The sequence below is a fragment of the Nocardia amikacinitolerans NBRC 108937 genome (assembly GCF_001612615.1).
Classification (GTDB): Bacteria; Actinomycetota; Actinomycetes; order Mycobacteriales; family Mycobacteriaceae; genus Nocardia; species Nocardia amikacinitolerans.
In genome coordinates, this window is record NZ_BDAU01000002.1 from 140750 (window position 1) to 152417 (window position 11668).

Below are 11668 nucleotides of genomic sequence, written 5' to 3' on the forward strand. Positions count from 1 at the left end.
GGCAAGCTGGAACTGTGCGTGCTCGGGATGTCCGAATCGGGGAACTCTACGTAGTCGAGGTGCCCCATCGGTTGCCCGCGCGCGCCGCGCGGTTGCGCGCCGGTGAGTGGGAACTGTGGCGGCTGCGCGGGTGTCGCTTCCGCGCGGTCGTCACCGCCCTCGACACCACCGCACGCCCGGCCACCGTCGAAGCGCTGCGGGTGACACGGCACAGTGTCACCCGCGTCGACCTGACCGCCGAACAAGCCGCCTGCCTCGGCCTCCCCGACGGCCGATACCACTTGCTCGGCATGATCTTCGACAACGACGGCCACCCCATCGAACTCCCCGACCTCGAACCCCTCCGCGCCTCCGTCCGCTGGCTCTACCCCCTCGCCGAACACCGCCCACCCGGCACCCACCGCGACATCGACTTCCACCCCGCCCTCTGAACACGACGCTGTGTCACAGGGAACGGTCGACTTCGGCTGATTGTCGGGCTGGTCGAGGCGAATCGATAACTGCGAAACGGATTTTCGGAAACTCCGCCGAGGCGCACCGCTCTACGCCATAGTGGTAGACGCTCGCGTACCCCACTCATACGCGGGCGTACCTTACTCCAGGTTCGAGAATTGGATCAGTAACCGCATGCGGACGAGCACATCTTTCTCGGCGGCCCGCGCCGTCGCCGTCACAGCCTTGATCATTGGATCCGCGGCCGGATTTCCCGGGGCGGCCTACGCCGACAACCCACCCGGTTCCCCGACGGTGATCACCGTCGACACCACGACGGACGGTGCCTCGGCCGATCCGCAAAGCGGGCTGTGCCGTACTGCCGCAGGCAACTGCACACTACGCGCGGCAATTCAGACGGCCAATGCCCGGCCGGGGAGCACGATCGTGGTTCCCGAGGGGCGCTACATCTTGACGATTCCGCCCGACCCACAGAAGGTGCAGGGCCGCAACCCGGATCCGACCACGGGAGACCTGAACCTCACCGCGCCGACCACGCTGCGTGGCGCGGGCCGCGACCGGACGGTGCTGGATGCCAATGGGATCGACAGGGTGCTCAGTATCTCCGCGCCCGTGACGTTGACGGGATCGACCGTGACCGGCGGTGTCACCGCGCAGCACGAGATCCCGTACTACGACACCGGCGGCGGTGGAATCTCCAATTCGTCGAACCTCGTACTCGAAGATGTTGTGGTCCGGGGTAACAGCGCCGGATACGGCGGCGGGATCTTCAACGTGCCGGGGTCGGACCTGCAGACGAGAAACACGATCATCACCGGCAACACCTCCGGCGAGGCGGGCGGTGTGCGATGCGACAACACCTGCACCTTCACCGACTCGACGATCTCCGACAACCGCGTCGTCGATCCCGAAGTGTGGTACCGCCCAGGCGGATTCGCCGGACGCGGCGGCGGCGTCGACGTCCGAGGACGGGGCGTGGTGACTTTCGATCGTGCGACCGTCACCGGAAACAGTGCCTCGGACGCGGGCGGCGGCATCAATGTGGCGCCCGCCTACCTCGACACCCTTCCACGCCTGTTGACGGATGTGATCAATGTTCCGGTGGGCACCGTAGTACTGCGGAACTCCACCATCAGGGGAAACACCTCCGGCACCGTTCGGGACAACTGCGCGAAGGTGTTCGCGAGAATTGTTTCCGAAGGCGGCAATACCAGCGACGATACTTCGTGCGACCTCACCGGGCCTGGCGACAAAGTCGTGCCCTAGTCGGTAGGGGCTCCGAGCCCGAGCAGCGTGCGGTGGATGTACAGCACGATGTCCTCGAGCTCGAGCAAGTCACCTCCGGCGCGCAGGGTCCTGCGGACGGCCTCGTTGGTCGCATCGGTCACCGCCAGATACGCGTCATCGGGTACCGGTGGATCAACGGGGCCCGCCCCTGCACGCCACGATCGGATGAACCCGGCGAACCAGTGTTGGCATCGTTCGAACGACTCGATCGCGCGCGCCCCGGCCGGAGCGGTCTCCAGATAGAACGAGCGGGCGAACGACGGTTCGTCACGCAGCAGGGTGAGATATTCGTGAATTCCGAGCCGCAGCGCCTCGAGCGGCTCCACCGGTTCGGCGAATACCTCCCTCATCACGCGCTCGAGGTGGTCGATCATCAGGTCCCGGCCCGTCTCGGCCGCGGCGAGGAAGCACGCTTCCTTGTCCGGGAAGTGCTGGTAGAACGTCCGGCGCGAAACCTTCGCCGCCGCAGCGATATCCGCGATCGTCGCGGTGAGATAGCCGCGATCCGCGACGACTACCGTCACCGCGTACAAGAGCCGCTGCCGCTGCGACCCGGTCACCAGCTCACGAGCGAGGCCATGCGGCCCGTGCGGCAACTCCGTCAGGGTCGGCTCCAGCAACTTCCTACGTCCCACCCGCACCTTCATATCAGGCGCCCCCCGTGCCCGAAGAGCCGGTTGGACGGATCGAAAGGAAACCCTGATTCACCCGAACCGAATGCTCTGCCGCTGGTAATCAAGGCGAATCGCCTGCTGCGCGGAGGAGTTTGGTGGCGAGGGCGCGGAGGTGGGTGGACATTTCCGGGGGACTGCGGACTTCGAAGGGGAGGTCGAGGTGGGCTATGCGCAGGGCGGTCCATTCGAGGGAGTCGGCGGTGGTGCGGAGCAGGCAGGTGTGGTCGTCGAGGGGTTCTATTTCGGTGGTGCGCACGCGGAAGCGGTCGGCGAGTTCGGCGGCGGGGGCGTGGACGAGGAGTTCGACGTGCTGGACCGGGCGGGCCGAGGCGAGCGAGCGGGTGACGAAGGCGGCGGGGTCGGCGTCGGGGAGCTCGCGCGGCGGGAAACGCACCCCGATGGGCAGCGTGGACGCGATGCGGTCCACGCGGAACGTGCGCCAGTCGGCGCGGTCGACGTCCCAGGCGACGAGATACCAGCGGCGCCCGGCCGACACCAGGCTGTGCGGCTCGGCCAACCTGCGCGACTCGGCGTCGTCTTTGTCGCGGTAGGAGAAGCGGATTCGCTCGTGGTCGCGGGCGCAGGCGGCCAGCGACACCAAGATCTCGGGATCCACCTGCGGACCAGCGGGCGGTCCGGCGAGGTCGACGGTGCTGGTCTGCACCGCGTCCACCCGCCTGCGCAACCGATCCGGTAGCACCTGCTGAAGCTTCACCAAGGCCCGCGCGGCCGATTCCTCGCTGCCCGCGACGCCGCCGAGCGCGGCGTTGCGCAAGCCGAGCGTGATCGCCACCGCCTCCTCGTCGTCGAGCAGCAGCGGCGGCAGCGCGGCCCCCGATTCCAGCCGGTAGCCGCCGACCGCGCCGAGCCCCGAGCGCACGGGATAGTCCAGCTCGCGCAGCCGCTCGATATCGCGGCGGACCGTGCGCACGGTGACGCCGAGGCGCCGCGCCAGTTCGGGCCCGCTCCACTCCCGCCGCGTCTGCAACAGCGCGAGGAGTTGGAGGAGCCTGGCGGCGGTATCGGTCACAGCGCCCAGTATGCCCCGCAATGAGGACCGATTCCGACCTCATTGCTGCCTACCGTGGCGCTGGTGAACGCAGAGACCATAGAGATCGTCGGAGCGCGGGTGCACAATCTGCGCGACGTGACCCTCCGAATTCCCAAGGGCAAGATCGTCGTCTTCACGGGGGTGTCCGGTTCCGGGAAGTCGTCGGTGGTGTTCGGCACCGTCGCGGTGGAGTCGCAACGCCAGCTCAACGAGACCTTCACCTGGTTCATCCGCAACCGGCTGCCCAAGTACGAGCGCCCGGATGCCGACGTCATCGACAACCTGGCGCCCGCGGTGGTGGTAGACCAGAAACCGATCGGCGGCAACTCCCGCTCCACCGTCGGCACCATGACCGATATCCAGTCCATCATTCGCGTCCTTTTCTCCCGCCACGGCGTGCCGAGCGCCGGAGAGGCGACCCGGTATTCGTTCAACGACCCGCTCGGCATGTGCCCGGAATGCGGCGGCCTCGGCCACGTGGTGCGCGCGGATCTGGACAAGCTGCTCGACACCGGAAAGTCGCTGAACGAAGGCGCGATCCGCTTCTCCCCCTTCGCTGTCGGCACCTTCCAGTGGCAGATCTACGCCGAGTCGGGCCTTTTCGACGCGGACAAGCCGCTGCGCGACTTCACCGCCGAGGAGTGGCAACTGTTCCTGCACGGCAACGGTTTCCGGGTACCGCGACTCAACAAGACCGGCTCCATGGGCCACAACGCCTACGAGGGTCTGCTGGAACGCTTCGATCGGCTCTACATCAAACGGGATCTGAGCGCGCTCTCGGAGAAGAACCGGGCGGCGGCGATGGCCGTGGTCAGCGAACAGATCTGCCCGTCCTGCGACGGTGCGCGACTGAACGCGGCCGCGCTGGCGAGCCGGATCGACGGACTCGGCATCGCCGACTACGGCCGGATGGAGGTGTCGGACCTGATCGAGACCCTCACCGCGATCGACGATCCGGTGGCCGCGCCCATCGCGGGCGCCGCGATCGCCCGGCTGCGCCGCGTCGAGGACGTCGGCCTCGGATACCTGTCCCTCGACCGCGAGACGTCCACGCTCTCCGGCGGCGAGGCGCAGCGGCTCAAGGTCGTCCGCCACCTCGGGTCAAGCCTCACCGGCATGACCTACATCTTCGACGAACCCAGCGTCGGCATGCACCCGCGCGACGTGCACCGGTTGAACGATCTGCTGATCCAGTTGCGGGACAAGGGCAATTCGGTGCTGGTGGTGGAGCACTCCCCCGACGTCATCGCGGTCGCCGATCATGTGGTGGACATGGGTCCCGGCGCGGGCGCCGACGGTGGCACGGTGGTGTTCCAGGGCAGCGTCGAGAAGCTGCGCGCCTCCGGCACGCTCACCGGGGAACGGCTGCGCGAGACCCGACCGGTCAACGAGAGCCCGCGCACGCCGACGGGCTGGCTCACGGTGACGGGAGCCGATCGGTACAACCTGAAGAACGTGACCGCGCGCTTTCCTGTCGGCGTGCTCACCGCCGTGACCGGGGTGGCCGGGTCGGGCAAGAGCACGCTGGTGTCCGGCGCGTTCCTCGCCGCGCATCCGGACGCGGTGGCGGTCGACCAGTCGGCCATCGGCGGTTCGCGGCGGTCGAGTCCGGCGACGTATCTCGGCATCATGGATCAGCTGCGTCAGCTGTTCGCCAAGGCGCACGACGTCAAACCCGGACTGTTCAGCTTCAACTCCGCTGGCGCGTGCTCCGAATGCGGCGGGGCCGGAATCATTTTCACCGACCTCGCCTATATGGATCCGGTGACCACGGTGTGCCAGAGCTGTCACGGCCGCCGGTACCGGCCCGAGGTGCTCGGCTACACGGTGCGCGGGGCGTCGATCGCCGATGTGCTCGACATGACGGCGTCCGAGGCACTGGAGTTCTGGCGCGAGCACGACGACGCGCGCATCCTGACGCCGCTGCGGGCGCTGGCGGACGTCGGCCTCGGCTATCTCACCCTCGGCCGCACGCTGAGCTCGCTCTCCGGCGGGGAACGGCAGCGCATCAAGCTGGCCGATCACCTGCACCGCCGCGGCGGGGTGTACGTGTTGGACGAGCCGACCACCGGGCTGCACATGGCCGACGTGGACACCCTCATGACGCTGCTGGACCGCCTGGTGGACGACGGCAACACGGTGATCGTCATCGAGCACGACCTGGAGGTGGTCAAGCGGGCCGATTGGATCGTCGACCTGGGGCCCGACGGCGGCAAGCACGGCGGCGAGATCGTCTTCGCCGGGACTCCGACGGACCTACTCGCGGACCGGCGCTCGATCACCGCCGACTATCTGCGCCGGAGCCTGAGGGACGCGAACTGAGCCCGTCTCGAATTCCCCTCGGATGCACCCGTGGCTCAGATCCTCGCCTGGCGAGGCGGAGGCCGATACCGAGTGGTGTCGTCGATCACGGGCGTAGCGGCCATCGAGGCCCGGTGCTCCGGACCGAACTCGAGACAGCACCTGACTCCGGCACGTCCTGCTGACCGGGACGACGGGTACGCACGTACCGACGCCCGCGGGCAGGCTGAAAGTCGCGCCGATGTCGTGCCGTTCGCCGGGCACCCCGGAGTGCCGTTCCGCTGGCACACCGATCATCGGCCCCGCGTCCCCGCCGACCGCGGTGGTGAGTCGAGAACGTGAACCCAGAAGGAGTGACATGACGATCGGAGTGGAGCCCGTGGAGCGACCCGAACGCGCCGCCCCGGAGAGCACCGCACCGTCCGTTGCCGAACTCGACGGCACCTGCGGCCTGAGCCGCGACCGCATCGGCGGCAAAGCGTGGAGCGTCGACCACATGCGGGCGCTCGGCCTCCCGGTGCCGCCCGCGTTCGCCGTCACCACCGAGGGCTGGGCCGACTTCCGCGAGCGCGGCGCGCTGAGCGAGGAGATCTGGCTGCAGGTGCGGGCGGGCGTCGCGGCGCTGGAGCGCGGCACCGGTCGTCGCTTCGGCGACACCGAGCGGCCGCTGCTGGTGTCGGTGCGCTCCGGCGCGGCCGTGAGCATGCCCGGCATGATGGACACGGTCCTCAACCTCGGCATCAACGACGAGGTCGAGCGCGCGCTCGCCGCCGAGACGCGCAACCCGGGTTACGCGGCGGACACCCACGGCCGGTTCCGCTCGCAGTACCGGGAGATCGTGCTCGGCGATCCGCTTGGCGCGGTCCCGCGGGATCCGTGGGAACAGCTGCGTGGCGCCATCGCGGCGGTCTTCCGATCCTGGGATTCCGCGCGCGCCAAGACCTATCGACGCAGCCGCGGCGTCTCCGACGACCTCGGCACCGCGGTCACGGTGCAGGCCATGGTGTTCGGCAACCTCGACGCGCGCTCCGGCACCGGCGTGCTGTTCTCCCGCAATCCGAACACCGGCAAGCGCACCGTGTTCGGCGAATGGCTGGTCGGCGGCCAGGGCGAGGACGTCGTCTCCGGCCGCACCACCCCGCGCCCGCTCGACGAGCTCGCGGTCACCATGCCCGACGTGCACAGGCAGCTGCTCGCCGCGGCCTACCTGCTGGAACGGGACGGCCGCGATATCCAGGACATCGAGTTCACCGTCGAGTCCGGCAGGCTGTGGCTGTTGCAGTCGCGGCCCGCGAAGCGGTCGGCTCGCGCGGCAGTGCGCGCCGCGGTCGCCATGGCGGGCGAGGGGCTCATCGATCCGGCGACGGCGCTGTCCCGCGTGGACGCCGAGCAGGTGCGCACGGTGCTGCGGCCCGCCTCGGGCATCGAGACCGATCAGCCGCCGCTGGCCCGCGGCGAGTCGGCCTGTCCCGGACTGGCCTCCGGCGTCGTCGTCACCGATCCCGACGAAGCCGAAACTCGCTCCGCCGCAGGCGAAGACGTCGTGCTTGCGCGGCCGACCACCAGCCCCGACGACCTGCACGGCATGATCGCGGCGCGGGCCATCGTCACCGAACTCGGCGGCGCCACTTCGCATGCCGCGCTGGTCAGCCGGGAACTGGGCAGGCCGTGCGTGGTCGGCTGCGGGCCGGGCGTTGTGGCGACGCTGGCCGGTCGCGTGGTCACCGTGGACGGCGGCGCCGGCGCGGTGTGGCTCGGCGAGGTCACCGGAAAAGCGGTGGAGGACAGTGTCATCGAGGATGTGGCGCAGCTCGCGCGGTGGGCCGGTGTCCAGCCGGACGAACTGGTCAGACTGCTCGCCGCACGGGACTGCGAAAACGGTTTCTCCGCAACCGGTTCGGTCGAAAATGGACACATGACAGCAGGGACTTCGCCTGCGTCCGACGAGGTTCTGTCGCACACCACCCCGCGCGGCAGCCGGACGCAGCAGCACACCACCCCCGACCTCGACCTCCTTCGCCTGATCGGCATCAAGGGCCGGGTCGCGCCCGACGCCGTCGCGGACAGCCTGGCGGGCGACGCTACCGAAACCGGTGCGCGCTGCGCGGATCTCGTCGCCCGCGGACTGTGCGCGAGCACTCCGGTCGGCGTGCGTCTCACGCCGGAAGGTCGTGCCGAACTCACCCGCCTGCTCGACGCCGAGCGAGAGACGGTGGACCCCACCGTGATCGCGACCGCTTACGACGAATTCTGCGCGTTCAACGCCGAACTCAAGGAGATCATCACCGCCTGGCAGATGAAGGACGCCGCGACCGTCAACGACCACACCGACGCCGCCTACGACGCCGCGGTGCTGGATCGGCTGCGCACCGTGCACGGCCGCGTCCTGCCGCTGGTCCGCCGGATCGGCGAGATCGCGCCCCGGTTGTCCCGTTACGCGGACCGGCTGGGTCGCGCGGTCGAACGGATCGACGGCGGCGACCACACCTGGGTGGCGCGCCCGATCATGGACAGCTACCACACCGTGTGGTTCGAATTGCACGAAGACCTCATCGGTCTGTGCGGGCTCAGCCGCGCCGACGAGGCCGCGGCGGGCCGGGCCCACTGACATGCACACCGACAGTTCCCCGCGGCGATGGGTCGAATTCGCCGAGATCGACAACGTCCGCGACCTCGGCGGGCTTCCGGTGTCCGGCGGCGGCGTCACGCGGTTCGGCACGGTGTACCGGGCCAGCACTCCGCAGCATCTGACCGAGGACGATCTGCTCCTGCTGACCGGGCAGGTGGGCCTGCGCACCCTGATCGACCTGCGCAATCCCGACGAGGTCGAGCGGGAGGGCTACGGCCTGCTCGGCGACGCGGCCGTCCGGCTGGTCAATCTGCCCGTGCGCAAGGCGGCAGCGACCACCGCCACCCCCGCCGACCTCGTCCCCGACGCCAAGCACTACGACTTGGTCGCGCTCTATCGCGAACTGCTGGACGGCAGCGTCGAATCGGTGCTCACCGCCGTGCGACTGATCACCGACACCGAACGGCATTCGGTGGTCTTCCACTGCGCCGCGGGCAAGGACCGCACCGGCGTGCTCGCCGCGGTGCTGCTGGACGCCGTCGGCGTGCCCGCGGAGTTCATCGCCGCGGACTACGCGCTCTCCGGTGAACGGATGGCGCGGGTGCGCGCCCGCCTCGACGCCCTCCCGTCGTACCACGGCCTACCACCGGTGCGCACCGGAATCCTCGCGGTGGAACCGACCGTCATGAGCGAGTTCCTGACCAGGCTGCACGCCGACCACGGCGGCGCGGCGGGCTGGTTGCGCGCACACGGCCTCGGCGACCGCGAACTGAGCGACCTGCGCAGGGTGCTGGTCGAGAACTGACCGGCACCAGACGGCCGGGGAACGCGCTCGGCCGCGCCGACTACTCGCCAACCGATCCCGCCGTGCCGTGCGCGGCGGGATCATGGTCGTATGGCGACGCGGGAAGTGGTCCGGGCGGGCCGGTTCACCAACATCTACGACCCGAGCGCGGGCGAAGCGCGGCCGTGGTACATCAACGACCACACGATCGTGCGGGATCGGGACGGTGGCTGGCACCTGTTCGGCATCACCCATCCCGAACCCGCCGATCCGTTCCACGAGATCGAGTTCGCGCACGCCACGGCGCCCGATCTGCTCGGGCCGTGGACCAAACAGGAGCCCGCGTTGACGGTCGATCCCGGCTACCACGGCGAGACCCACCTCTGGGCGCCGTACGTGATCCGTTCCGGCGCAACGTACTTCATGTTCTACGCGGCGGGCGGCCAGGATCGCACCAGGGCGGCGATCAATCTCGCCACCTCCACCGACCTCGTCCGCTGGGAGCGCGCGCCCGGCGGGCCGCTGTTCCGCGACGGCTACGACGCCCGGGACCCGATGGTGCTGCGCATCGGCGAGAAGTGGGCGATGTACTACTGCGCGACGAGCGCGCCGGAGGGCGGTCACCACGTGGTCGCCTATCGGCTCAGTACCGACCTGTGGCGCTGGGGCGAGCGGCGCATCGCGTACGCCGATCCGACGATCGGCACCGAGGCGGGCAACACCGAGTCGCCGTTCGTGGTGCGCCACGACGACCGCTGGTACCTGTTCATCGGCCCGCGGCCCGGCTACGTCGGCACCGATATCTTCCGCAGCGACAACCCTTTTCGCTTCCGCATCGGCGACAAGATCGGGCACGTGGCCGCGCACGCCGCCGAGGTCGTCCGGCACGCGGACCGCTGGTGGGTCACCAGCGCGGGCTGGGGGCAGGGCGGTGTCCACCTCGCGCCGATCACCTTCCCTCCGCCGCCCGCGGGCATCGCCGTGCCGCGCTGACCCCGGCGCCTTTGTGACGATCCCGGCTCCGTTAGGCCGAAAAGGCGCCGATCCGGCTGGGTCGCCTGGTATCTGTTGAGCGAGTCGACTATCCGCCCACCCACCCGCGTGGAGGTAACGGCATGGCCCGTATCGGCGTGATCAGCGTTTCCGACGGCCGCGACTACGTGCACACCGGCATCGCGGACTTCATCCGCACCACCGAGGACCGTCTCGTCGCCGCGCTGACCGCGGCGGGGCACGAGGTGGTGCGCGGCACGGACATCATCAGTGACAACGCGCTGGCCGGATCGGTGGCGCGCGAGGTGGCCGCCGCGGGCGTCGACCTCACCGTGCTGCACTACGCCGTCTGGGCTTTCCCGCACTTCAGCATGCTCGCCGCGGGCGCGACACCCGGTCCGCTGCTGTTGCTTTCGAACATCGACCCGGTGCAGCCGGGAATGGTCGGAATGCTCGCCGCGGGTGGCGCGCTGGACCAGATCGGCCGCGCGCACACCCGGTTGTGGGGCGATCCGGAGGACGCCGCGCTGATCGAGGCGATCGGCGTGCGGGCGACGGCGGCAGCGGCCGTCTCGGCGTTGCGCGGCAGCACTTTCGGGCGCTTCGGCGGGCGGCCGATGGGCATGAACACCGCCGTCGCCAACACCGATCAGTGGCAGCGGCTGTTCGGCATCGACGTGGAGGAGATCGACCAGTGGGAGATCGTGCGCCGGGCCGAGCAGGCGGATGCCGGTGAGGCCAAGGCCGCGCGGGAATGGCTGGAACGCCACGCCACCGTGCACTACGACGGCGCGAAACTCACCCCGGAGCTGCTGGAACGACAGATCCGTTCCTACCTGGCCGTGCGCGAGCTGATCGCGCAGTGGCGGCTGGATTTCTCCGGGATCAAGGGCCAGCCTGAGCTCACCCAGTACTTCGCGACGATGGATGTCACCGAGGCGTTCCTCAACGACCCCTACGACTGGAACGGCCCCAAGCAGACCCACGTCTGCGCCACCGAGGCCGACATGGACGGCGCGCTCACCATGCAGCTGCTCAAACACCTCGCGAAGACCCCCGTGTTGTTCGCCGACGTCCGGCACTATCACGCCGATCGCGACATCTGGGATCTGTGCAATTCCGGTCAGCACGCGACCTGGTTCGCCGCCCGCAGCGCCGATCCGGCGGAGAACCTCGCCAGGGTGCACCTCTACCCGGAGGTGTTCTTCTTCCCGGCGGGCGGCGCGTCGGTGCATCATCTCGCCGCGCCGGGCACGATGACCCTGGCCCGGCTTACCCGCAAGGACGGCGACTATCGGATGCAGCTGATGCTCGGTGAGTTCGAGACCTACGACGAGCAGACCAACGAATCGCTGATGAAACAGTCCACCAGGGAGTGGCCGCACGCGTTCGCCCGGCTCGACGCGCGCGCCGAGGATTTCCTGTCCCGCTTCGGCGCCAACCACATTCACGGCGTGCCGGGCGACCACCGTGCGGCGGTGCGTGCGACCTGTGAGTTGCTCGGCGTCACGCTCGACGAGTTCACCCGCGACCCGCGATGACCATGCACCAGGAAC

At 69.3% G+C, this 11668-nt stretch carries 9 protein-coding genes; 7 read left to right on the forward strand and 2 right to left on the reverse strand.

Features of this window, described 5'->3' with window-relative positions; all coding sequences use genetic code 11:
* The first annotated feature begins 14 nt into the window (after positions 1-14).
* Together NAM01S_RS02880 and NAM01S_RS02885 are read left to right on the forward strand one after the other, a co-directional pair.
* The gene (locus tag NAM01S_RS02880) at positions 15-431 is read left to right on the forward strand and encodes a hypothetical protein (RefSeq protein ID WP_143861296.1); all 417 of its coding nucleotides are present in this window, start codon (positions 15-17) and stop codon (positions 429-431) included.
* Positions 432-627: 196 nt separating this feature from the next.
* Complete coding sequence (locus NAM01S_RS02885) at positions 628-1719, forward strand: CSLREA domain-containing protein (RefSeq protein WP_067778732.1); 1092 nt, start codon at positions 628-630, stop codon at positions 1717-1719.
* Here the strand turns inward: NAM01S_RS02885 and NAM01S_RS02890 are convergent.
* Both NAM01S_RS02890 and NAM01S_RS02895 read right to left on the reverse strand, forming a co-directional pair.
* On the reverse strand, positions 1716-2375 hold the full coding sequence (locus NAM01S_RS02890) for a TetR/AcrR family transcriptional regulator (protein ID WP_169810798.1): 660 nt from the start codon (positions 2373-2375) through the stop codon (positions 1716-1718). The genes NAM01S_RS02885 and NAM01S_RS02890 overlap by 4 nt on opposite strands.
* Before the next feature lie 100 nt (positions 2376-2475).
* Positions 2476-3444: a helix-turn-helix transcriptional regulator gene (locus tag NAM01S_RS02895; protein WP_067778738.1), complete on the reverse strand. Its 969-nt coding sequence runs from the start codon at positions 3442-3444 to the stop codon at positions 2476-2478.
* A 63-nt stretch (positions 3445-3507) separates the two neighbouring features.
* Between NAM01S_RS02895 and NAM01S_RS02900 the strand changes: the two genes are divergently transcribed.
* From NAM01S_RS02900 to NAM01S_RS02920, 5 genes are all read left to right on the forward strand, one after another.
* Entirely contained in the window at positions 3508-5787 is a 2280-nt protein-coding gene (locus NAM01S_RS02900) for an ATP-binding cassette domain-containing protein (RefSeq protein WP_253798127.1), read from the forward strand.
* Positions 5788-6124: 337 nt separating this feature from the next.
* Complete coding sequence (locus NAM01S_RS34700; protein WP_067778741.1) at positions 6125-8374, forward strand: pyruvate, phosphate dikinase; 2250 nt, start codon at positions 6125-6127, stop codon at positions 8372-8374.
* 1 nt (position 8375) lies between these two features.
* The gene (locus tag NAM01S_RS02910) at positions 8376-9140 is read left to right on the forward strand and encodes a tyrosine-protein phosphatase (RefSeq protein ID WP_067778744.1); all 765 of its coding nucleotides are present in this window, start codon (positions 8376-8378) and stop codon (positions 9138-9140) included.
* Positions 9141-9230: 90 nt separating this feature from the next.
* Positions 9231-10112 (forward strand): glycoside hydrolase family protein, encoded by an 882-nt coding sequence (locus tag NAM01S_RS02915; protein ID WP_067778747.1) that lies wholly within the window; start codon positions 9231-9233, stop codon positions 10110-10112.
* A 122-nt stretch (positions 10113-10234) separates the two neighbouring features.
* Positions 10235-11653 (forward strand): L-fucose/L-arabinose isomerase family protein, encoded by a 1419-nt coding sequence (locus NAM01S_RS02920; protein WP_067778750.1) that lies wholly within the window; start codon positions 10235-10237, stop codon positions 11651-11653.
* The last annotated feature ends 15 nt before the right edge of the window (positions 11654-11668 follow it).

What these genes read in the sequence shown, in the direction of transcription:
- NAM01S_RS02885 (WP_067778732.1), top strand. Translation starts at nt 628, where the DNA reads ATGCGGACGAGCACATCTTTCTCGGCGGCCCGCGCCGTCGCCGTCACA.
- NAM01S_RS34700 (WP_067778741.1), top strand. Translation starts at nt 6,125, where the DNA reads ATGACGATCGGAGTGGAGCCCGTGGAGCGACCCGAACGCGCCGCCCCG.
- NAM01S_RS02910 (WP_067778744.1), top strand. Translation starts at nt 8,376, where the DNA reads ATGCACACCGACAGTTCCCCGCGGCGATGGGTCGAATTCGCCGAGATC.
- NAM01S_RS02915 (WP_067778747.1), top strand. Translation starts at nt 9,231, where the DNA reads ATGGCGACGCGGGAAGTGGTCCGGGCGGGCCGGTTCACCAACATCTAC.
- NAM01S_RS02920 (WP_067778750.1), top strand. Translation starts at nt 10,235, where the DNA reads ATGGCCCGTATCGGCGTGATCAGCGTTTCCGACGGCCGCGACTACGTG.